Genomic DNA, 22962 nt, shown 5'->3' with positions numbered 1-22962 from the left:
TATTCAGTTAAACGCTTAATTACATTTGGCTTTGGTAGTAGTTGCCTTCGCCAACCAACTCGATCAGACGCAATTGTTGTTCCAACCAGTGAGCGTGATCTTCTTCAGTGTCTTTCAACTGAGCAATCATCAGGTCGCGGGTAACGTAGTCTTGAGCTTCTTCACACAGTTTGATGCCTTTTTTCAACGCATCGCGTACTTCGTATTCAGTGTTCAAGTCTGCTTTCAGGCAAGAAATAACGTCAGTACCTACGTTTACTGGAGCAGGAGTCATTTTAGGAGTACCGCCCAACATCAGGATACGACGGATGAAATCTTCAGCGTGAGTAGTTTCTTCTTCCATCTCGTGGTTCAAACGTTCGAACAGTTTGTTGTAACCCCATTCAGAGTACAGACGAGAGTGGATAAAGTATTGGTCGCGAGCAGCCAGCTCACCGGACAACAATTCATTCATGTAATCAATAACTGCTTGGTTGCCTTGCATAATTCTTTCTCTTTCTTTTAAAAATTGATGATGACGAAATGAAGATTCGTGTGTTGTTACGGAATGAGTGAATTGTATGCACAAGTAGCGGTTTTGACAAATTTTTTATTTAAAATACAAACAATTATCAAAAAATTTAACCCACCCAAAAGGCCGTCTGAAAAATTAATCCCCTGTTTTTAATAATATTTTTTTGATATTAGTATTAAGAATCCATTGCATTATTCAAAAACATTTACATTCGTTAACCATAAATAAAAGCAAATAATCCGACAAAATCAATCAAATTTAATTATGAATTATTCTCAACTGCTTTTGCCTTATTTTTTTGAATCACCCATTCCGTCATCACTTGCGAATCGTGCTATAATTGCCAGTTATCTTTTTTTTAAGCAACCAGCTAAACCTTATAAATTATCATGAAACAAATCCGCAATATTGCCATCATCGCCCACGTCGACCATGGCAAAACCACATTAGTTGACCAATTGCTGCGCCAGTCCGGTACATTCCGTTCCAACCAGCAAGTCGAAGAACGCGTCATGGACAGCAACGATCTTGAAAAAGAACGCGGCATTACCATTCTCGCTAAAAATACCGCCATCGAATACGAAGGCTACCATATCAACATCGTAGATACCCCGGGACACGCCGATTTTGGTGGCGAAGTGGAACGTGTATTGGGCATGGTCGACTGCGTCGTACTGTTGGTTGACGCACAAGAAGGCCCTATGCCGCAAACCCGTTTTGTGACCAAAAAAGCCTTGGCTTTGGGTCTGAAACCGATCGTCGTCATCAATAAAATCGACAAACCGTCCGCCCGTCCAAGCTGGGTTATCGACCAAACATTCGAATTGTTCGACAGCTTAGGTGCAACAGACGAACAATTGGACTTCCCTATTGTTTATGCTTCCGGCCTCTCCGGCTTTGCCAAATTGGAAGAAACCGACGAGAGCAACGATATGCGTCCTCTGTTTGAGACCATCTTAAAACACACGCCTGCACCAAGCGGCAGCGCGGACGAAACGCTGCAATTGCAAATTTCCCAACTGGACTACGACAACTACACCGGCCGCCTCGGTATTGGCCGCATCCTGAACGGCCGCATCAAACCCGGCCAAGTCGTTGCCGTCATGAATCATGAAGAACAAGTCGCCCAAGGCCGCATCAACCAGCTGTTGGGCTTCCAAGGCTTGGAACGCGTACCTTTGGAAGAAGCTGAAGCCGGCGACATCGTGATTATTTCCGGTATCGAAGACATCGGTATCGGCGTAACCATTACCGACAAAGACAATCCCAAAGGCTTGCCGATGTTGAGCGTGGACGAGCCGACACTGACCATGGACTTTATGGTCAATACTTCCCCTCTGGCCGGTACTGAAGGCAAATTCGTAACTTCCCGCCAAATCCGCGACCGCCTGCAAAAAGAATTGCTGACCAACGTTGCCCTGCGTGTTGAAGATACTGCCGATGCCGATGTCTTCCGCGTTTCCGGCCGCGGCGAATTGCACTTGACCATTTTGTTGGAAAACATGCGCCGCGAAGGCTTTGAATTGGCGGTCGGCAAACCGCGCGTGGTATTCCGTGAAATTGACGGTCAAAAATGCGAGCCTTACGAAAATCTGACTGTGGACGTACCGGATGAAAACCAAGGCGCGGTCATGGAAGAACTCGGCCGCCGCCGCGGCGAATTGACCAATATGGAAAGCGACGGTAACGGTCGTACGCGTTTGGAATACCATATTCCTGCACGCGGCCTGATCGGTTTCCAAGGTGAATTTATGACCTTGACCCGCGGTACCGGCTTGATGAGCCACGTTTTTGACGACTATGCTCCGGTTAAACCTGATATGCCAGGCCGACACAATGGTGTATTGGTTTCTCAAGAGCAAGGTGAAGCCGTTGCTTACGCCCTGTGGAACTTGGAAGACCGCGGCCGTATGTTCGTTTCTCCAAACGATAAAGTCTACGAAGGCATGATTATCGGTATCCACAGCCGTGATAACGACTTGGTGGTAAACCCTCTGAAAGGCAAAAAACTGACCAACATCCGCGCCAGCGGTACAGATGAAGCCGTCCGCCTGACCACGCCTATTAAATTGACTTTGGAAGGCGCAGTTGAGTTTATCGACGATGACGAACTGGTTGAAATCACGCCACAATCCATCCGCCTGCGCAAACGTTACCTGAGCGAGTTGGAACGTCGCCGCCATTTCAAAAAACTGGACTAATCCTGTTTGATTGACATACTTTAAAATCAAGGCCGTCTGAAAAGTGTTTTGGAAATCCTAGATTTCACTTTTACACTTTCAGACGGCCTTTTATCATCTGTTTAAATAAAGTAAATCGACATTTCTTCCGCCTGCACCGCCGCTTCATCAGGTCGGTCATTTTTACGATATTGCCCCGGCGATATCCCATATTGCTTTTTAAATGCCTTACCAAAATGCGTTTCCGATTGAAAACCGACCGAAAGCGCAACCGATAAAACCGAATCCGCCGTCTGCTTTAACAATAACGCCCCCTGCTGCAAGCGGATGCTGTTAACAAAGGCATGCGGGCTTGTTCCCGTCTGCTGTTTAAATACCCGCATCAATTGGGCGCGGGACAAATTGGCCATCGCAGTCATTTTCTCAATATTCCATTCTTCTTCCGGTTTTTCGACGACTGCCTGAAGCAAATTCCGCAAACGTTTATCCTGCCAACCATTCAGCAAACCGCTTAATTGCGCTTCCTCATTTTTCTCCAAACAGGCACGAAGCAGAAAGACCAGCAATACCGAAGCCAATGCATTCACAACCGCTACCGAGCCGGATAAAGCCTGACTGCTCTCATATTGCAATAAGGTCACCAAATACTGCAAAGACGGATGGTTGATGTTCAATAAAACGGTATCAGGCAGCCCCGTCATCATATCCGCCTGCGCTTCATATTCAAACCTTGCGCAAAAAAGATGCAAAGCCGCCTCTCCACCGGCATGACTTTGCTTGACTTTAAATGCACCATTCTCAGCCGTCAGCACGCGAACACCGAAATTTTCACAACTGCTGTCGCTGCTCAAAGTATGCCCAACGCTGCGCGGGAAGAAAATAATATCCCCCGCACTCAGCAGCCTGGCCTCTTTCTCTCCATCAATTCGGATATAGCCCGAACCGGCAGTTACGATATGCACCAAACCATGCGCACGCTTGGGCTCATGCCGCACATACCACTCCCCTTGAAACAGGCACTGAACATCCACACTGCCCTTTATCTGCGCCAATTCGACCAGCCTATCTAAAATATCCATAGTGTTTTTTTACCAATAAATGAGATGTTTTGACGATTAAAATCTTCCAATTATTGCAATAATACACACACCAAACACAAACGGATAGGATTTTTTATCTTATCCACTCACATTAAGAAAGGACATATCATGTTTAAAGACTGGCCTGAACATACCGCCTTGGTAAAAAAATCATTCGGCGAACTGGGTAAAAACCATCCTAAAATGCTGCAAGCCTACGGCGCGCTGGAACAAGCAGCCGCTGCCGAAGCACTGGATGCCAAAACACGCGAACTGATCGCCATTGCCGTTGCCATTACCACACGTTGCGAAAGCTGCATCAGCGTGCACGCAGCCGCCGCTGCCAAAGCAGGTGCAACCGACAGCGAAATCGCCGGCGCATTGGCCACCGCTATTTCTCTAAACGCAGGTGCTGCTTATACATATGCTTTGCGCGCCTTAGAAGCAGTAGAAACCCAACGCTAATCAGCTTGTAAAATCAGGCCGTCTGAAAGACAACTCCCCTTTCAGACAGCCTGATGAAATGCTAAACTAATATAGTTATTATATTATTTTCTATCTAACAGGAGATTGAATCATGAAGAAACTGCTGACCGCCGTACTTTTTGCCGCCGCTATCGCCACTCCTTTGGCCGCTTCCGCTGCCTCTATGCCTAAAGTTGAAAAAAGCGCGGCACAACCTGCAAAAGCAAAAGGCGTTTGGATTGATGTCCGCTCTGCCGAAGAATTCAAAGAAGGCCATTTGCAAGGTGCGCTCAATATTCCGCACGACCAAATCGTTGAACGCATCAAATCCGTCAGCCCGGATAAAAACGCACCGGTCAACCTCTACTGCCGCAGCGGTCGCCGAGCAGAAGCCGCACTGACCGAACTGAAAAAAGCCGGCTACACCAATGTAACCAACCACGGCGGTTATGAAGACTTAGTGAAAAAAGGTTTGAAATAAACCTAGCTGATTTTAAAAAGGCCGTCTGAAATTTTTCAGACGGCCTTTATTACATTACAGACAGCAACTTCCAAATCTCAAACGTTTGCTGAGACCGGCTTCATGAATCAATTGTTTGATAACCAAAATATTGGTGTTATCGGACAACGCGCGAATGCTGTGCGCCTCCATCGGCTCAAGTCGGATAACTTGCAAGCCTTCGGTTTGCAAAACTTCGTCCACCGTTTTGATTTCGGCTTTGCCGTTTAAAACCAAAAGCAAAATAATCGCATCCGTCTCATATGCCGGAATTTCATTATTTTTCTGCAGTGAAAGCTGAACAATCTCCTGATTGCCGTCTGAAGCAATCACGCCGCCCAATAAAGCTTTGGGGTCTAATTCATAATGTTTCATTATTATCCTTTCCGCCCAAACGTTGCCGATTCATGGACAATCGCTCAAGCAAACCAGTACAATACCGTCCATCTTACCGATAGACACAATATTGTCACATGAACATATTAATCTCAAACGACGATGGTTATCTTGCGCCCGGTTTGGCAGTTTTGGCAAGAGTATGTGCAGAATTTGCCAATGTCAGGGTGGTTGCGCCTGAACGCGATCGCAGCGGCGTCAGCAATTCCCTGACTTTAGACCGTCCTTTACAACTGAAACAGGCGGAAAACGGGTTTTATTATGTGAATGGCACGCCCACCGACTGCATTCATGTCGGCCAGCATGCCCTTGCCGATTTCAAACCCAACTTAGTCTTATCCGGCATTAACAACGGCGCAAACATGGGTGACGATACGCTTTATTCCGGTACGGTTGCCGCCGCGACGGAAGCCTATCTGATGGGCATTCCCGCTATTGCCTTTTCGCTTGCCGATTCCAGCGGCCGTTATTGGGAAACCGCAGAAAAAGCCGCTTGGATGCTGCTTTCCTACTTTCTCAAACGCCCTATTTCCAAACCCATCTTATGGAACATCAATATCCCTGCCGTCGCACCTGAAGATATCCAAGGCATAAAAATAACACGGCTCGGCCGTCGCCATCATGAACAAAGCATTGTTCCCATGTATAATCCACGTGGCGAACAAATTTATTGGATTGGGCCGGTCGGCGATGTTTCCGACAGCGAAGAAGGTACCGACTTTGGCGAATGCGCGGCCGGCTTCATCACGATTACCCCCCTGCAAGTCGATTTGACTGCCTACGGACAAATGGAGCAAACCGCTTCCTTTTGGTCAGAAATCCCTGCGCCTTAACAGTCCCTAACAGCCGAACACTTGAGAATCAAGCATATTTTTATTATGATATGCCCCGACGAGAACAATTACCCGAATACGAAAGTCATTAACATGTTGAAAAAAAGTGTATCTTATGCCGGATCGGCAGCTTTGGTTTTATTACTTGCAGCCTGTGCCAGCCAACAACCGGCTCCTGTAGTCGTCGGCACACAAAGCGGTGGTTCAACAACAAGCTCTACCGCTGACAATCCTTACGGTGCCGCGCCTTACAATACCAACACCAGCCCTGCGGCAGATGCGCCATACACTCCGCCGGCAAGTACACCTGCCCCAACGTACAACAGCGGCAGCACCGGCACTTACACGCCTTCTTATGCGCCTGTCGATATCAATGCAGCGACACATACTGTTGTTCGTGGCGATACCGTTTACAACATCTCCAAACGCTACAACATTACCCAAGACAATCTGCGTGCATGGAATAACCTGGCCGACAACACCATCAGCATTGGTCAAACCCTGCGCGTGAAACCTGAAGGCTACGTTGCACCTGCAGCTTCTGCAAGCAAACCTTCGACGCCAACAACTACAACCACTGCTCCGGTCCCAAGCACGCCTGCCAATACACCAACCGTATCTACCGGCAGCAGCCGCAACGTCAGCGGCATCACATGGCAGCGTCCGACTACCGGTAACGTTATCGCCAACTTCGGCGGCAGCAACAAAGGCGTGGATATCGCAGGTACTCAAGGCCAGCCTGTCGTTGCAGCGGCAGACGGTAAAGTCGTTTACGCAGGCTCAGGCTTGCGCGGTTACGGCAACTTGGTCATCATCCAACACAACTCCTCATTCTTGAGCGCATACGGCCACAACCAACGCCTGCTGGTTAATGAAAACCAAACCGTGAAACGCGGCCAAACCATTGCCCACATGGGTAATACCGATGCATCTCGCACCCAGTTGCACTTTGAAATCCGTCAAAACGGCAAACCGGTCAATCCGGCAAATTATGTTGCCTTCTAAGCTGATTCAAGCAACCTAATTTCACTTCAATCCCTGCCTAAATGTCATTTAGGTAGGGATTGTTTGTACCGGTTTCCCATGAAATTTCATCTTCCTCTTCTTTATACTCTGCTATTGGGCGGTTGCGCCGCGTTTTTGCCATCATTGGACGAACGCACCCAAAGCAGTTATCTTGACATCCCTTCAACGCCGCGGCTGGACAGCACCTTAGGTATTCCTTCCGCCCCCTCCAAGGCCGATATTTCCCATATCTATCTGCTGAACGATGCCCATGAAGCCTTTGTCGCCCGAGCAGCCTTAATTGAAGCCGCCGACCATACCCTTGATTTACAGTACTATATCTGGCACAACGACATCTCCGGCAAGCTTTTGTTCAACCTGATTCATCGCGCGGCCGAACGCGGCGTCCGTGTGCGTTTGCTTTTGGACGACAACAACACCAACGGCATGGATGATCTCCTGCTGGCACTTGACAATCATCCCAATATCGAAGTCCGTCTGTTTAATCCCTTTATTTTCAGAAAATGGCGTGCACTCGGCTATATTGCCGACTTTCCGCGACTTAACCGCCGAATGCACAATAAATCGTTTACCGCCGACAACCGTGCCACCATTTTAGGCGGCCGCAATATCGGCGACGAATATTTTAAGGTTAACGACGATACCATCTTTGCCGACCTCGATATCCTCGCCACAGGCCGCGTAGTAACCGAAGTTTCCCAAGACTTCGACCGCTATTGGGCAAGCCATTCCGCCTATAATGCGACCAGCGTCATCAAACGGGGAAACCTGCAAAAAGGACTGGCCGAACTTAATTACACCGACCAAGATAAAAATCAAACGCTCATCCGCTATCGCCAAAGCATCGAACACTCCAGCCTCTATCAAAAAATGCAGAGCAACCTTATAGAGTGGCAAAGCGTCAGCACACGTTTAATCAGCGACGATCCGGCCAAAGGCTTAGACCGCGACCGGCATAAACCGCCTATTTCCGAACGCCTACAAGACGCCCTCAAGCAACCCGAAAAAAGCGTTTACCTTGTCTCGCCCTATTTTGTACCCACAAAATCAGGTGTCAAAGCCATAGAAAAGCTGATACACAACGGCGTGGACGTTACCGTCCTGACCAATTCCCTCCAGGCGACCGACGTTGCCGCCGTCCATTCCGGCTACGTCAAATACCGCAAGCCCTTGCTTAAAGCCGGGGTCAAACTTTACGAGCTCCAGCCCAACCACGCCGTTCCGACCTCCAAAGACCGCGGCTTGACCGGTAGCTCCGCCACCAGCTTGCACGCCAAAACATTCATCGTGGACGAGAAACGCATTTTCATCGGCTCATTCAACCTCGACCCACGCTCCGCACGCCTCAATACCGAAATGGGTGTCGTCATCGAAAGCCCCGAAATCGCAGGCCAAATGCAGCGCACCCTCGTAACGACCACCCCAAGCTACGCCTATCAGGTAACGCTTGGCAATTACAATAAACTATACTGGTATGACCCGAGCGAAAAACGAACTTACGCACACGAGCCCGAAGCCAAGTTCTGGAAACGGATGACTTCAAAAATCCTGTCCATTCTGCCCATAGAAGGATTATTATAGAGGCCGTCTGAAAACAAAAATCATGCGGCCGGAGGAATTCACCATGTCTCGACTCATCTGCAAAACCCTATTTGTTTGTACCACCGGCCTATTGTTGGCCTCCTGCGGCACCACTGGCAAGCATAAATCCCACAAGCCGCAAACAACCGCCAGAACGGTCCAACCTGTCCGTATTTCCCATATCGACCACACCCAAGGTTCGCAGGAATTGATGCTTCACAGCCTAGGCCTGATCGGCACACCCTACAAATGGGGCGGCAGCACCACAGCCACAGGCTTTGACTGCAGCGGCATGATCCAATACGTCTATAAAAACGCCCTCAACGTCAATCTGCCACGCACCGCACGCGATATGGCCGCAGCCAGCCGGAAAATTCCCGACGGCAAATTGAAAGCCGGCGATCTTGTCTTTTTCAATACCGGCGGTGCACACACATATTCCCATGTCGGCCTCTACATCGGCAACGGCGAATTTATTCACGCCCCCAGCAGCGGCAAAACCATCAAAACCGAAAAACTTTCCACCCCGTTTTACGCCAAAAACTATTTGGGCGCACATACTTTTTTTACTGAATAAATCAAGGCCGTCTGAAAGGTATCGCAATATCATCGATACCTTTCAATCTATTGCTGATGAATGAAGCTTGGTTACAAGATAGGCCTGTGCAAAAATTTGCCCATAACAAACACCATCAAGGATATATCATGCACACAGAATCCGTTCTAACCCTCCTCAAAACCCTGCAAAACCAAATCTGCGCCGCGTTGGAGCAAGAAGATGGCGAAGCCGAATTTGTGCATGAAGCATGGACAGGGAAATTGGGCATCGGCGAAACACGCGTATTGAAAAACGGCGCAGTATTCGAGCAGGCCGGTGTGAATTTTTCTCATGTGAAAGGCAGCAAAATGCCTGCTTCAGCGACGGCGCACCGTCCTGAACTGGCGGGCGCAGCGTTTGAAGCCATGGGCGTGTCGCTGGTCATTCATCCGAAAAATCCGTATGTACCGACCAGCCATGCGAACGTGCGCTTTTTTATTGCCTATCCTGAAAATGCCGAGCCGGTTTGGTGGTTTGGCGGCGGCTTTGATTTGACGCCGTTTTACCCTTTTGAAGAAGATATTGTGCATTGGCACACCGTAGCGCGAGACGTATGCGCGCCATTTGGCGAATCGGTTTATCCTGAATTCAAACAATGGTGTGACGAATATTTCTACTTGAAACACCGTAACGAAACACGCGGCGTGGGGGGCCTGTTTTTTGACGATTTAAACCGCTGGGATTTCGATACCTGCCTGAATTTTATCAAGGCAGTCGGAGAAGGCTATATCGCAGCGTATCTGCCGATTGTGGCAAAACGCAAAAACACGCCTTATGGAGAACGTGAACGCGACTTCCAACTCTACCGTCGCGGACGCTATGTTGAATTTAACTTGGTTTGGGACAGAGGCACGCTGTTCGGCCTGCAAAGCGGCGGACGCACGGAAAGCATTTTGATGTCCATGCCACCTTTGGTGCGCTTTGAGTATCAATATGCGCCGGAAGAAGGTTCGCCCGAAGCACGCCTCAATCAATTCCTCATACCGCGCAACTGGCTAAAAGAAGCCGGTAGATAGTTTTACCTATAAAAGGCCGTCTGAAAAGCGATTCTCACTGGTTGAGACTACCTTTTCAGACGGCCTTTGCTTCAATTGCTTTGAATTTGCATACCTTTGCCTATCATGCTGTTTCATCTCTATAGAGTTTTTGAGACAATGCGCCCATATAAAAATCACCTCACAAACCGCACTAAAAAGGAATAATCGGTGAAACGCATTTTCTTATTTATCGCAACCAATATCGCCGTTTTGGTTGTCATCCGTGTTGTTTTGGCCATCTTGGGCATCAACAGTACCAACCAAGTCGGCAGTCTGTTGGCTTATTCCGCAGTCGTCGGCTTCAGCGGCTCGATTGTCTCCCTGCTGATGTCGAAAACCATTGCCAAACATTCGGTCGGCGCCGTCGTCATCGACCAGCCCCAAAGCGAAGAAGAAGCTTGGCTGTTGGCAACTGTTGAAGCGCAAGCCCGCCAATGGAATCTGAAAACGCCGGAAGTCGCCATTTACAACTCGTCCGAGCCTAACGCCTTTGCAACCGGCGCGACCAAAAACAGCTCGCTCGTCGCCGTCAGCACCGGCCTGCTCGACCACATGACCCGCGATGAAGTCGAAGCCGTTTTGGCGCATGAAATGGCACACGTCGGCAACGGCGATATGGTAACGCTGACGCTGATTCAAGGTATTGTGAATACTTTTGTCGTCTTCTTGGCGCGTATCATTTCCAGCATGGTGGCGCGAAACAATGACGGCAGCACTTCTCAAAGCACATATTTCATGGTCAGCATGGTCTTGCAGGTTGTATTCGGCTTCCTTGCCAGCATTATTGTGATGTGGTTCAGCCGCCAACGCGAATACCGTGCCGATGCGGGTGCTGCAAAACTGGTGGGCGCGCCGAAAATGATTGCCGCCCTGCAACGCTTGAAAGGCAACCCCAGCGATTTGCCGCAAACCATGACGGCAATGGGCATTGCCAGCGATGCCAAAGACTCTTGGTTCAGCACCCATCCTTCATTGGACAACCGTATCAGCCGTTTGAAAAACCGCTAATCGAAAACATCAAGGCCGTCTGAAACATTAAGTTCAGACGGCCTTTTTTTTATTTCTTCAGCAAAGCCCGTTTGATGATAATCATCCAGTCTTTCTTATCCAACAACGGCCGCTGGTTAAACACATCATATTTGCAACCGTCCAGCTTCTGCAAAATCAACTGGCCGCCGACAATAATCATGCGCAACTCAAAACCGATTCGTCCTTTGAGGGTTTTGCCCAACGGCGAGCCGGCCTTCAGCATTTGAAAAGCACGTTGGCACTCGTGCGCCATCAATCGTTGGAAAGCAAAGTCGGCTTTGCCGGCCGCAATCTGCTCTTCACTGACTTTGAACTTCTGCAAATCTTCATGAGGGATGTACACGCGTCCTTTTTGCCAATCTACCGCCACGTCCTGCCAGAAATTAATCAGCTGCAAGGCAGTGCAAATGCCGTCGCTTTGCGCCATGCTCACTTCATCGGTTTGCCCGTACAAATGCAGCATAATACGTCCCACCGGATTGGCGGACAAACGGCAATAGGCAATCAATTCGCCAAAGTTTTCATAACGGGTTTTGACCACATCCTGACTGAACGCCGCCAGCAAATCATAAAACGGCTGCAACGGCAATTGAAACGGCACAATCGCTTCGTTATATAAACGTTGCATCAAAGCCGTTTGCGGTTTCCCACCTTTTGCAATGCGGTCTAACTCTGATTTCAGTTCGTCCAGTTGGTGCAGGCGCTCGGCTGCTTCGGCGTTGCCTTCGTCGGCAATATCGTCCGCCGTCCGCGCAAAAGCGTAAACGGCGTGAACCGGCTTACGCAAACGGCGTGGCAACACAATGGAGCCGACTGGGAAGTTTTCGTAATGATTGACTGACATGGGAAATCCGAAAATTTAAAATAAAGTATTTTTGCTGACAGGCCGTCTGAAATTCAGACGGCCTTCCGTTTGGCCGCAAAGAAATCCTGCAATACGCTTTGGCATTCTTCTACCAATATGCCGCCTAAAATTGCGGTATGCTTGTTCAGACGTTTGTCGGCAAACAAATCGACCACGCTGCCTGCCGCGCCGGTTTTGGGTTCGGCCGCACCATAAATCACGCGCCCGACCCGTGCCTGTATCAAGGCAGAGGCGCACATGGCGCAAGGTTCTAAGGTGATGTATACGTCGCAATCTTCCAAGCGGTAGTTTTGTAAGGCTTTGCCTGCGGCGGCAAGCGCGTTGATTTCGGCATGGTGGCTGACATTGTGGTCGCCAATGCAGGTATTGTGTGCCGCTGCGATTGCCTTGCCTTGATATACGATGACCGCGCCAACGGGCACTTCGCCCAATGCCGCTGATTGTCTGGCCTGTTCTATCGCCAGCCGCATAAAGGCTTCCATATCGTTTTGCAAAGGGAAAACGGCAACAGGCGGATGGTTTTTCAAAGCCTCGCCCAGCTCCGTCTTTCCCTCCTCGGAAATATGCCGGACATCCACACCTGAAACCAACGCATCCAGTTGCCACAAGGTGCTTTTGGTTACGGTCAAACTCGATGCTTTCAGCAATAGAAATGCGCGGACTGCGCCGATTTTTTGTAAATCTTCCAGTGTACAAATACCCAATTCTTTTAGCGCGGTCAATGTTTTAGGCGAAAGTGGTGGCGTGGTCAGCATGGATTATTCCTGAAAATGCCGTCGCGCCAAGGCTAAGGCCGTCTGAACATAATCGCTGTCTGCGTAAGGATCTAACGTGTGCGCCAAAGGAATTTTCCGCAACCAGGTCAACTGGCGTTTGGCAAGCTGGCGCGTGGCAACAATGCCTTTTTCGACAAAGCTTTCATAATCGGTTTCGCCTACGAGATAATCCCAAGCCTGACGGTAGCCCACGCAGCGCATAGACGGCATATCCGCATGCAGTTGCGGATAATCGCGGCGCAAGGTGTGCATTTCATCGAGGAAACCGTGTTCCAGCATATTTAAAAAGCGTTTTTCGATTTGGCGGTGTAACAAATGACGGTCTTCGGGAATCAGGGCAACCGTACATAAATCCAATAAAGGCGCGGCCTGCTTCTGCTCTGTAAAATGTTTGCTCAAAGGCTTTCCGGTCAGAAGATAGACTTCCAAAGCGCGTTCAATACGCTGGCTGTCATTGGCTTTCAGACGGCCTGCCGTAATCGGGTCAACTTCCTGTAAACGGCGATACAGGCCTGCCAGACCGTGTTCGTTCTTTTCCGCCTGAAGCTGTGCGCGCACCGCCGCATCCGCGCCGGGTAAATCGTTCAAGCCTTCCGTCAGCGCGTGGAAATACATCATCGTGCCGCCGACAATCAGCGGATAGCGTCCGCGCGCATGTATTTCGTTCACCAAGCGCACGCAGTCGCCGACAAAATCCGCCGCACTGTAACTTTCCAGCGGCGAGATAATATCAATCAAATGATGCGGTACGGCGGCAAGCTCTTCGGCAGTCGGCTTGGCCGTACCGATGTCCATGCCGCGATACACCAGCGCGGAGTCCAAACTGATGATTTCCACCGGCAACGATCGGGCAATATTTAAGGCCAGTGCGGTTTTACCGCCGGCAGTCGGGCCGAGTACGGCGAAAGCTTTGGGCGCGTTCATAAGAAAACGGAAAAATTAAAAATGCGATTATAGCAAACCCGGGCAGACCATATTTCAGGCCGTCTGAAACATTTGCTCTACATTATCAAAAGCGTTACACTTGCTGCGCCGTTTCAGACGGCCTTTTATATTGATTTCAAACCTGCTGCTGCCGTCATTGCGCCGGCAGTCAAGCCGTCAGCGACACTGCGCCGCTGTAAACACGAAAGAACACACTATGACCGTATCTCCCGTAGCCTTGCGCCGTCAAACCGAGCGCAAGCCGCATCCGACTGCGCGTTATTGGAAAAAATGCGATGTCGAGGCTTTGTTTGGACTGCCTTTTCTCGACCTCGTTTTCCAAGCCGCCGAAATCCACCGCCAAAACTTCAATCCGCGCGAAATCCAACTCTCCACCCTGCTCTCCATCAAAACCGGCGGCTGTCCCGAAGACTGCGCCTACTGCCCGCAATCGGCACACCACAACACTAATCTGGGCAAAGAGCAGATGATGGATGTAGATGAAATCGTCGAAAAAGCCAAAATTGCCCAGTCGCGCGGCGCCAGCCGTTTCTGCATGGGCGCGGCATGGCGCGGCCCCAAACCCAAAGACGTGGCTGTCGTTTCCGAAATCATCAGCGCGGTAAAAAGCTTGGGCATGGAAGTGTGCGGCACCTTCGGCATGCTCGAAGACGGCATGGCGGAAGACTTCAAAAAAGCCGGCCTGGACTACTACAACCACAACCTCGATACCGACCCCGAACGCTACAACGACATCATCCACACCCGCAAACACGAAGACCGCATGGATACTTTGGGCAAAGTCCGCAATGCCGGTTTGAAAGTCTGCTGCGGCGGCATCGTCGGCATGAACGAAACCCGCGCCGAACGCGCAGGCCTAATTGCCAGCCTTGCCAACCTCGACCCGCAACCCGAAAGCGTGCCGATCAACCAGTTGGTCAAAGTGGAAGGCACGCCGCTGGCCGATGCCGAAGATTTGGACTGGACGGAATTTGTCCGTACCATCGCCGTCGCGCGCATTACCATGCCGCACAGCTACGTCCGCCTCTCCGCAGGCCGCAGCAATATGCCGGAATCCATGCAGGCCATGTGTTTCATGGCTGGCGCAAACTCGATTTTCTACGGCGACAAGCTGCTGACTACGGGCAATCCGGACGAAGACGGCGACCGCCTGCTGATGGAAAAATTGAATTTGTATCCACTGCGCTTTGAATTGGAAGAAGAATACAAAGCCGCGCAGGAAACGCCTAAAATCAAAGTCGACTATTAACCGTCATGATAAAAGGCCGTCTGAAACTTTCAGACGGCCTTTTATCATGATTCAACATGAAAACCTTCAATCTTCCGTATCCATTCTTCCTTTTCCGCCTCGTTCAAAAACGAAGCGCGGAACGAATTGGCGCACAAGGTTTTGATTTCTTCCGCACTCAAATCCAATGCCTCGGCAAGCGCTTCAAAATTGCGGTTCATATAGCCGCCGAAATACGCCGGATCATCGGAATTGACGGTTATCAACACGCCGCGTTGCAACATACGGCGCAAATTGTGTTTTGCCATCTCCGGAAATACTTTCAATTTCAAATTGCTCAACGGGCACACGGTCAAGGGCATTTGCTCTTTAATCAAACGCGTCATCAATGCCTCGTCTTCTTCCGCCCGTACGCCATGATCGATACGGCGGACATGCAGCAAGTCCAAAGCCTCGTAAACATATTCCGGCGGGCCTTCTTCTCCGGCATGCGCCACTGTCAACAAACCCTCCGTCCGCGCCTGTGCAAACACGCGTTCAAACTTGGACGGCGGATGCCCCAGTTCGCTCGAATCCAAGCCTACGCCGATGATGTGTTCTTTATACGGCAAAGCCTGATTTAAGGTTTCAAATGCGCTTTCTTCCGACAAATGCCGCAGGAAACACATAATCAAACGCGTGCTTATGTCCCATTGCTGCCCGGCTTCACGGCAGGCGCGAACAATGCCGTTAATCACGGTTTCAAACGCCACGCCCCGCGCAGTATGGGTTTGCGGATCGAAAAATATTTCCGTATGCACGACATTGTCTTCACGGCAACGCTCAAGATACGCGCGGGTCAAATCGTAAAAATCCGCCTCCTGCAACAATACGCCGGCACCGGCATAATAAATATCCAAAAACGACTGCAAATTGTGAAAATCATAAGCCTGCCGTACCGCTTCGACATTTTCATAAGGAATCGCTATACGGTTGCGCTTGGCGATTTCAAACATCAATTCCGGCTCGAACGTCCCTTCGATATGGACGTGCAGCTCGGCTTTGGGCAGGGCTTGGATAAGTTGTTTGATATTCATATTTTCTCTGTTTTTCGGTTTATATTTAATATTGAAGGCCGTCTGAAATATTCAGACGGCCTTTGACCATTTATCTGTTAAAAACCATTTTCCATCATGATTTCGCCGGGGATGCGGTTGCGGTGCATGGCATAGCCCAAATCCATCAGGGCTTGGAAAGTGTCTTTGACCATTGCCGGATTGCCGCAAACCATAAAGCGCGTATCGGCCTTGGTGAACTTAAAGCCGATTTTTGCTTCCAAACCGCCATTCTTCAGCAATTCGGGAATCCGTTTGCCGCTCAATGCGCCTTCCGTTTCTTCACGCGTGGTAACCGGAACAAAAGTGAATTTATGGAAATATTCTTCAATCAGCGGATGCTCTTTCAAATCGGCAAGGCGTTGGTTGAAAATCAACTCGTCGGCATAAGAGACGGAATGCGCCAAAACCAAACGGTCGAAACGCTGCCAAATTTCAGGCTGCTCGATAATGGAGAGGAAAGGCGCAATGCCGGAACCCGTGCAGAGCATGACCAAATCCTTACCGTCGGGGAAACGCTCGGGCAAGAGGAAACCGGTAGCCGTTTTATCCAGCAAAATAGTGTCACCCTCTTTCATCGCAGCAAAACGTGCCGACATCGGGCCGCCTTCGATTAACACCGCGAAATACTCAAGCGTATCGGCGTATTCGGCAGAAACGACAGAATACGCGCGCCAAATAAAGCCCTCGCCGTCACGAAAACCAAGGCGCGAAAACTGCCCTGCCGAAAAACGGTAGGACTCGGGGCGGCTGATGGCAAAAGTCATCAGCTTAGGCGTATGGTGTTTGACCCACAAGACTTTTTCTTCGGTAAACTTGGCTTCTGGAGAAGCTGCCATAATAGGTTTCCTTGATATGCGGTATCAGTTTCAAATAGGGCTTATTATAAAGATTCAAAAGGCCGTCTGAAATATTTATTTTCAGACGGCCTTTAAGATTATTCACGGCGCAAACGGATACTGATGCCTTTTTGTTCCAAAATCAAATCGTTACCGTCAAAACGATAGTTCCACACGCTTTGTTTGCGCAAAAACGCATCTTCCAACTTCATGTCTTCACACAGCATCATGTTTACCGCAATATGGCCAAAATCAATTTTGTCCGAACCAATCGTATTGGCTTGAAACATCATACCGTTGCAACCCATCTTGCCATACGCCTTAGGCATCTCGCTCAAATCCAGATAGGCATCAGTACCGGCCAATTCTTTTTCAGTGAATTTATTGAAAGCAACAACACGCCATTTGGCAGCTAAAGTAGGCTGCGCCATTTGTTGAGTTTGCACCTGCACTTTAGAGGCTTGTTCAGCCTGAGACGCTGAAGGAGATGTACAAGCTGCCAAAACCACCATACTCATTAATGCGCCGAATAATGTTTTCATATCCATTCCTAATTTATTGCTAAAGGCCGTCTGAAAAACCATCCACCTTCAGACGGCCTTTAAGCCTTATTTACAAAGTCGTATCCAATGCTTTGGAAATATCGTTCCAAATATCGTCCACATCTTCAATACCGACAGAGAAACGCAGCAGGCCGACTTTGATGCCCATTTCCATTTTCACATCATGCGGCACGCCGCTGTGGGATTGGGAATAGCAATGGTTGACCAGACTTTCCACGCCGCCGAGGCTGGAAGCCATTTTGACCAGTTTCATGTTTTTAATCACGCTATTGGCCGCTTCACGCGTGTCGTTTTTGAGATAAACCGTAACCACGCCGCCGATGCCTTTGGGCATTTGTGTTTTGGCGAGTTCGTAATATTCGTGCGACGGCAGGCCGGGATAGAACACTTTTTCAATGGCAGGATGAGCTTCCAAACGGCGCGCGATTTCGAGTGCGTTTTGGCAATGGGCATTCATGCGCAGAGCCAGTGTTTTGATACCGCGCAACACCAGCCAGCAGTCCATCGGACCTGCAATCGCGCCGGTATGCACCATCATGTCGTGCAAAGGCTGTGCCAGTTCTTTGGTTTTGGCCACAACGATGCCCATCAATACGTCGGAATGGCCGCACAAATATTTGGTAGCGGAATGGAACACAAAATCGCAACCCATATCCAAGGGTTGTTGCAGATACGGCGTGGCAAAGGTGTTGTCGATGCCGACCAGCGCGCCGGCCGCTTTGGCTTTCTCGGCAAGCGCTTTGATGTCTACCAAGCGCAAAAGCGGATTGGACGGAGTCTCCAACCAAACCAGTTTGACATTGTGTGCTTTGAGCAGCTCGTCCAAATTATCCGGATTGCCCAAATCGGCAAAAATAACGTTCACACCCCATTTTTGATAAACATCGACCAATAAATCATAAGCGCCGCCGTAAATATCGGCGACGGCAACAAGGGTATCGCCAGGTTGCAGGAAAGTGCGCCACACGGCATCAATCCCCGCCATGCCGCTGGAAAACGCAAAACCGGCCGCACCGTGCTCCAAATCGGCAACGGTATCTTCCAAGACTTGGCGGGTCGGGTTGCTCAGACGCGAATAGCGGTAAGGAACCTGCTCGCCGATTTCGTGCAGCGCAAACATACTGTTTTGATAAATCGGCGGCATCAGCGCACGGTTGTGTTCGTCGCAATCGTAGCTGGAATGGATGGCTTTCGTGGCGAATTTCATTGGGTCTCTGCCTATGTAGATGTGAATAATCGAAGATTTTATCACTATCTGAAAAATAGAAACAATCAATGCAGGCGGATAAAGCAAGTGATATAATCTCGCATTTGCAAATCGGCCGACACGAGCCGATTCCCCTACACGCATCTCAACAATCCTATCATGAAGGACATACAACGCATGAACGCCATTGCAGACGTGCAATCCAGCCGCGATTTACGCAACCTGCCGATTAATCAGGTCGGCATCAAAGACCTGCGCTTTCCGATTTCCCTCAAAAGCAAAGAAGGCGAACAATCCACCGTCGCCCGCCTGACCATGACGGTTTTCCTGCCTGCCGACCAAAAAGGCACGCATATGTCGCGCTTTGTCGCCCTGATGGAAAAACAAACCGATGCTTTGGATTTCGATACGCTGCACAAGCTGACTGCCGACATGGTTGCCCTGCTGGATTCGCATTCCGGCAAAATCAGCGTGTCCTTCCCGTTTTTCCGCAAGAAGAGCGCGCCGGTCTCCGGCATCCAATCGCTGCTCGACTATGATGTTACCCTGACCGGCGAAACCAAAAACGGTACATACAGCCACAGCTTGAAAGTGATGGTTCCGGTTACTTCCTTGTGTCCGTGCTCCAAAGAAATTTCCCAATACGGCGCGCACAATCAACGTTCGCATGTAACCGTCAGTCTGATTGCGAATGCGGATGTAGGCATTGAAGAAATCATCGATTACGTTGAAGCACAGGCAAGCTGCCAGCTCTACGGCTTGCTCAAACGCCCTGACGAAAAGTATGTAACGGAAAAAGCATACGAAAATCCGAAGTTTGTCGAAGACATGGTTCGTGATGTGGCCACGGTGTTAATAGCCGACAAACGCATTGAATCATTCGTCGTCGAAAGCGAAAACTTCGAATCGATACACAACCATTCCGCTTACGCTTATATCGCTTATCCTTAAAGTTAAGCCGAATAGCAACAAAGGCCGTCTGAACGTTTCAGACGGCCTTTGGCATAAATTGAACGATAACATGAGACTATCGCTCATGTACGGTTAACTGTAATCCGATATAATTCAAAAGAATTAGACAACTCGCGTAATCTTTAACTTAAATTAAGCCGATTGTTTTCCCATCATTTATAATGACGGTTTCTCAACGGCATATCCGTGGATATTATGAAAAAATTCCTTTATTTCCTCATTGCATTTTTAGGCTTGAGCAGCTTCGCATTCGCAGTAGATGCCAATGATTTGCTGCCTCCCGAGCAAGCCTTTGTGCCTCAAGTCAATGTAACTGATCAAGGCGTCAGCGTGCAGTTCAAAATCGCTGACGGCTACTATATGTACCAGTCCAAAATCGTTGCAGCAACCGATCCGGACAAAGTCTTGGGTAAACCCAAATTCAGCAAAGGCGAAGAAAAAGAAGACGAATTCTTCGGCAAACAAACGGTTTACCACCATACCGCACAGGTTGACCTGCCTTACAAACAAGCCGCGCCGCAATACAAACTGACGCTGACTTATCAAGGCTGCGCCGAGGCCGGTGTGTGTTATCCGCCGGTGGATACTGAGTTTGACGTAAAAGGCAACGGGGTTTACCAGCCGCAAAGCGATGAGCCGGTTTCTGCCAAAGACCGCTTTTTACAACCGTCCACCTCTTCAGACGGCCCAATGCCTGCCCAGCCTAGTGCAAACAATCCCGACAGCAGCCGCTTCAAGCTCTCTTGGGATACTTTAAACGCCAACCTGTTGGCGTTTTTTGTCGCAGGTTTGGGCTTAAGCTTTACTGCCTGCATGTATCCGCTCCTGCCGATTGTTTCCAGTATTGTCGTGGGCGATAAAAAAGCCGGCAAAGGCCGCGCGTTTACCTTGTCTATGGTTTATGTACAAGGTTTGGCATTGACCTACACCTTGGTCGGCGTGATTGCCGGTTTGACCGGCGCGCTGTTGACCGTATGGCTGCAACAACCTTGGGTCGTACTTGCCGCCGCTGCGTTGATGGTGGTATTGGCGCTGTCGATGTTCGGCTTCTTCAATATCCAGCTGCCCAACTCCGTCCAATCCTATTTCCAAAATCAAAGCAGCAAACTCTCCGGCGGTAAAATCGTTTCCGTCTTCATCATGGGTATTTTGTCTGCGCTGATTGTCGGCCCGTGCGTTGCGCCTCCGCTGGCATTTGCTTTGGGCTATATCGGCCAGACCGGCGATGCCGTGTTGGGCGGCCTCGCGCTTTACGTCTTGGCACTTGGCACCGGCGTACCGCTCATTATCATCGGCACATTCGGCGGCCATATCCTGCCTAAAGCAGGCGACTGGATGAACGGCATCAAATACGCATTCGGCTTCATTTTGCTGGCCGTTGCCGTATATCTCGCCACGCCGCATCTGCCCTATTTCGCAGTAGTCGGCCTCTACACCTTGCTGATGATTGTTCCCGCCCTGATGCTTTTGGCAAAATCAGGCAAACAAAAAGGCCGTCTGAAAACAGTTGCCGCCGTATTGGGCTTTTTACTGCTGATTGGCGGCTCGTGGTTTGGCTGGCAAAGCTTCAATAAACAAACCACCGCCCTGCACCACTTCCTAACGCTGGTTCCTCCATCAGAAGACGGACAAGAAACCGACCACGGCAAGATGTTTACCGATGTCGGCGAACTCAAAGCCGCTATGGATGCCGCCTTGAAAGCCGATCCAAGCAAGCCCGTGCTGATTGATTTCTACGCCGACTGGTGCGTATCCTGCAAAGAAATGGCCGCCTACACGCTCAACCAGCCGCAGGTACACGAAGCGGTCGATATGCAGCGCTTCTTCCAAATCGACGTGACTGCCAATACTCCCGGCCATCAGGCCTTACTGAAAGAATACGGCCTCTTCGGCCCTCCGGGCGTGTTTGTTGTCCGCGCCGACGGCAGTCATAGCGAAGCCTTATTAGGCTTTGTCAAACCTGATGCCTTCATCGAATGGTATCGCAAAAACGAGAAATAGCAGTCTATAAAGAGGCCGTCTGAAAACAGATTTTCAGACGGCCTTTTCTTATGTTTAAAAATTAAAATTCATCTTGAGTCCAACGCGTAGAACGCAAAATGCTGGAATCCACATCTTGAATATTGCGGTGACCGGTAAACGCCATGGAAATATCCATTTCTTTATACAGGATTTCCAGCGCACGGGTTACGCCTTCTTCACCATACGCACCCAAACCATACAGGAACGCCCGGCCTATCATCGTACCTTTTGCACCCAAAGCCCAAGCCTTCAAAATATCCTGACCGCTGCGAATGCCACTGTCCATCCAAACCTCGATATCGCTGCCCACCGCGCTGACTACATCAGGCAAAGCTTTGATGGCGGATACGGTATCATCAAGCTGACGGCCGCCATGATTGGAAACAACCAATGCGTCCGCACCGCTTTTCGCTGCCTTTTCCGCGTCTTCAGGTTCCATAATGCCTTTGATAATCAGCTTGCCGCCCCACAAATCCTTAATGCGCGCCACATCGTCCCAGCTCAGGCGCGGGTCGAATTGTTCGGAAGTCCATGAAGACAGCGAAGACAAATCGCCCACGTTTTTCGCATGACCGACAATATTGCGGAAGGTGCGGCGTTCCGTATTCAGCATTTTCATGCACCATTCCGGTTTGGTCGCCAAATTGATTAAATTGGCGATGGTCGGTTTCGGCGGCGCAGACAGGCCGTTTTTGATGTCTTTGTGGCGCTGACCCAAAACCTGCAAATCGGCTGTCAAAACCAAAGCCGAGCAGTTAGCATCTTTCGCACGCTTAATCAGGTTTTCCATAAACTCGCGGTCGCGCATCACATAAAGCTGAAACCAAAACGGCGCGCTGGTGTTTTCAGCCACATCTTCAATCGAACAAATGGACATGGTCGACAGCGTAAACGGAATACCAAATTTTTCCGCCGCCCGCGCCGCCAAGATTTCGCCGTCGGCGTGCGCCATACCCGTGAAACCGGTCGGTGCAATCGCTACCGGCATTTTCACATCCTGCCCGATCATTTTGGTCTCAAGGCTGCGTCCCTCCATATTAACCAATACTTTTTGACGGAAACGGATGTCTTTAAAATCCGAAGTATTTTCACGATAAGTGGTTTCCGTCCAAGAGCCTGAGTCAATATAGTCATAAAACATACGCGGCATTTTACGTTTGGCAACAAGGCGCAAGTCTTCGATACAGGTTATTTTGCTTAAATCACATTTCATT

General features: G+C 49.7%; 23 protein-coding genes. 12 read left to right on the top strand and 11 right to left on the bottom strand.

Going from position 1 to position 22962, the window contains the following annotated elements:
- Window positions 1-19 precede the first annotated feature (19 nt).
- Entirely contained in the window at window positions 20-484 is a 465-nt protein-coding gene (bfr, locus tag FOC66_RS03065; RefSeq protein WP_003746527.1) for a bacterioferritin, read from the bottom strand.
- A 419-nt stretch (window positions 485-903) separates the two neighbouring features.
- Here bfr and typA point away from each other — a divergent pair, with 419 nt between their 5' ends.
- Entirely contained in the window at window positions 904-2715 is a 1812-nt protein-coding gene (gene typA, locus FOC66_RS03060; RefSeq protein ID WP_003746523.1) for a translational GTPase TypA, read from the top strand.
- A 101-nt stretch (window positions 2716-2816) separates the two neighbouring features.
- On the opposite strand, the gene FOC66_RS03055 is transcribed toward typA, so the two are convergent.
- A complete protein-coding gene (locus FOC66_RS03055) occupies window positions 2817-3773 on the bottom strand; it encodes a cupin domain-containing protein (RefSeq protein WP_003746522.1) in 957 nt (318 codons plus the stop codon).
- A 129-nt stretch (window positions 3774-3902) separates the two neighbouring features.
- On the opposite strand from FOC66_RS03055, the gene FOC66_RS03050 reads away from it, so the two are divergent.
- Together FOC66_RS03050 and FOC66_RS03045 are read left to right on the top strand one after the other, a co-directional pair.
- A complete protein-coding gene (locus tag FOC66_RS03050; protein ID WP_003746520.1) occupies window positions 3903-4238 on the top strand; it encodes a carboxymuconolactone decarboxylase family protein in 336 nt (111 codons plus the stop codon).
- Between the two features lie 112 nt (window positions 4239-4350).
- Window positions 4351-4719: a rhodanese-like domain-containing protein gene (locus FOC66_RS03045; protein WP_003746517.1), complete on the top strand. Its 369-nt coding sequence runs from the start codon at window positions 4351-4353 to the stop codon at window positions 4717-4719.
- Between the two features lie 54 nt (window positions 4720-4773).
- Here FOC66_RS03045 and FOC66_RS03040 read toward each other — a convergent pair whose 3' ends face one another.
- Window positions 4774-5112 (bottom strand): hypothetical protein, encoded by a 339-nt coding sequence (locus FOC66_RS03040; protein ID WP_003746515.1) that lies wholly within the window; start codon window positions 5110-5112, stop codon window positions 4774-4776.
- A gap of 98 nt (window positions 5113-5210) precedes the next feature.
- Here FOC66_RS03040 and surE point away from each other — a divergent pair, with 98 nt between their 5' ends.
- The 6 genes from surE (at window position 5211) to htpX (ending at window position 11216) form a co-directional block, all read left to right on the top strand.
- Window positions 5211-5966 carry a 5'/3'-nucleotidase SurE gene (gene surE, locus FOC66_RS03035; RefSeq protein ID WP_003746512.1) on the top strand — a complete coding sequence of 252 codons (756 nt, stop codon included), beginning with the start codon at window positions 5211-5213 and terminating at the stop codon, window positions 5964-5966.
- Window positions 5967-6059: 93 nt separating this feature from the next.
- Complete coding sequence (locus FOC66_RS03030; RefSeq protein ID WP_003746510.1) at window positions 6060-6971, top strand: peptidoglycan DD-metalloendopeptidase family protein; 912 nt, start codon at window positions 6060-6062, stop codon at window positions 6969-6971.
- A gap of 78 nt (window positions 6972-7049) precedes the next feature.
- Window positions 7050-8573: a phospholipase D family protein gene (locus tag FOC66_RS03025; RefSeq protein WP_003746508.1), complete on the top strand. Its 1524-nt coding sequence runs from the start codon at window positions 7050-7052 to the stop codon at window positions 8571-8573.
- Between the two features lie 43 nt (window positions 8574-8616).
- A complete protein-coding gene (locus FOC66_RS03020) occupies window positions 8617-9150 on the top strand; it encodes a C40 family peptidase (protein WP_003746505.1) in 534 nt (177 codons plus the stop codon).
- A gap of 128 nt (window positions 9151-9278) precedes the next feature.
- Window positions 9279-10187, top strand: a complete 909-nt coding sequence (gene hemF, locus FOC66_RS03015; protein ID WP_003746503.1) for an oxygen-dependent coproporphyrinogen oxidase — start codon at window positions 9279-9281, stop codon at window positions 10185-10187.
- Window positions 10188-10376: 189 nt separating this feature from the next.
- On the top strand, window positions 10377-11216 hold the full coding sequence (gene htpX, locus FOC66_RS03010) for a protease HtpX (protein WP_003746502.1): 840 nt from the start codon (window positions 10377-10379) through the stop codon (window positions 11214-11216).
- Between the two features lie 49 nt (window positions 11217-11265).
- On the opposite strand, the gene hpnC is transcribed toward htpX, so the two are convergent.
- Genes hpnC through miaA form a run of 3 tightly spaced genes read right to left on the bottom strand, consistent with a single transcriptional unit; the run spans window position 11266 to window position 13802 of the window.
- A complete protein-coding gene (gene hpnC, locus FOC66_RS03005) occupies window positions 11266-12081 on the bottom strand; it encodes a squalene synthase HpnC (protein ID WP_003746501.1) in 816 nt (271 codons plus the stop codon).
- Between the two features lie 53 nt (window positions 12082-12134).
- The gene (gene tadA, locus FOC66_RS03000; protein ID WP_003746499.1) at window positions 12135-12857 is read right to left on the bottom strand and encodes a tRNA adenosine(34) deaminase TadA; all 723 of its coding nucleotides are present in this window, start codon (window positions 12855-12857) and stop codon (window positions 12135-12137) included.
- Between the two features lie 3 nt (window positions 12858-12860).
- A complete protein-coding gene (gene miaA / locus FOC66_RS02995) occupies window positions 12861-13802 on the bottom strand; it encodes a tRNA (adenosine(37)-N6)-dimethylallyltransferase MiaA (protein WP_003746497.1) in 942 nt (313 codons plus the stop codon).
- Between the two features lie 217 nt (window positions 13803-14019).
- Here miaA and bioB point away from each other — a divergent pair, with 217 nt between their 5' ends.
- Window positions 14020-15072: a biotin synthase BioB gene (gene bioB / locus FOC66_RS02990; protein WP_003746495.1), complete on the top strand. Its 1053-nt coding sequence runs from the start codon at window positions 14020-14022 to the stop codon at window positions 15070-15072.
- A gap of 44 nt (window positions 15073-15116) precedes the next feature.
- On the opposite strand, the gene FOC66_RS02985 is transcribed toward bioB, so the two are convergent.
- From FOC66_RS02985 to FOC66_RS02970, 4 genes are all read right to left on the bottom strand, one after another.
- On the bottom strand, window positions 15117-16127 hold the full coding sequence (locus FOC66_RS02985) for an adenosine deaminase (protein ID WP_003746493.1): 1011 nt from the start codon (window positions 16125-16127) through the stop codon (window positions 15117-15119).
- A 77-nt stretch (window positions 16128-16204) separates the two neighbouring features.
- Complete coding sequence (locus tag FOC66_RS02980; protein ID WP_003746492.1) at window positions 16205-16984, bottom strand: ferredoxin--NADP reductase; 780 nt, start codon at window positions 16982-16984, stop codon at window positions 16205-16207.
- A 98-nt stretch (window positions 16985-17082) separates the two neighbouring features.
- Window positions 17083-17526: an META domain-containing protein gene (locus tag FOC66_RS02975; RefSeq protein ID WP_036493619.1), complete on the bottom strand. Its 444-nt coding sequence runs from the start codon at window positions 17524-17526 to the stop codon at window positions 17083-17085.
- Window positions 17527-17596: 70 nt separating this feature from the next.
- On the bottom strand, window positions 17597-18754 hold the full coding sequence (locus FOC66_RS02970; protein ID WP_003746489.1) for a trans-sulfuration enzyme family protein: 1158 nt from the start codon (window positions 18752-18754) through the stop codon (window positions 17597-17599).
- Between the two features lie 177 nt (window positions 18755-18931).
- Here FOC66_RS02970 and folE2 point away from each other — a divergent pair, with 177 nt between their 5' ends.
- Window positions 18932-19705 carry a GTP cyclohydrolase FolE2 gene (folE2, locus tag FOC66_RS02965; protein WP_003746484.1) on the top strand — a complete coding sequence of 258 codons (774 nt, stop codon included), beginning with the start codon at window positions 18932-18934 and terminating at the stop codon, window positions 19703-19705.
- A 216-nt stretch (window positions 19706-19921) separates the two neighbouring features.
- On the top strand, window positions 19922-21727 hold the full coding sequence (dsbD, locus tag FOC66_RS02960) for a protein-disulfide reductase DsbD (protein WP_036493616.1): 1806 nt from the start codon (window positions 19922-19924) through the stop codon (window positions 21725-21727).
- 61 nt (window positions 21728-21788) lie between these two features.
- On the opposite strand, the gene FOC66_RS02955 is transcribed toward dsbD, so the two are convergent.
- Window positions 21789-22961 (bottom strand): alpha-hydroxy acid oxidase, encoded by a 1173-nt coding sequence (locus tag FOC66_RS02955; protein ID WP_003746480.1) that lies wholly within the window; start codon window positions 22959-22961, stop codon window positions 21789-21791.
- Window position 22962 lies beyond the last annotated feature (1 nt).

Source organism: Neisseria mucosa, assembly GCF_013267835.1.
Classification (GTDB): domain Bacteria; phylum Pseudomonadota; class Gammaproteobacteria; order Burkholderiales; family Neisseriaceae; genus Neisseria.
This window is presented reverse-complemented; position numbering and strand designations above follow the sequence as displayed.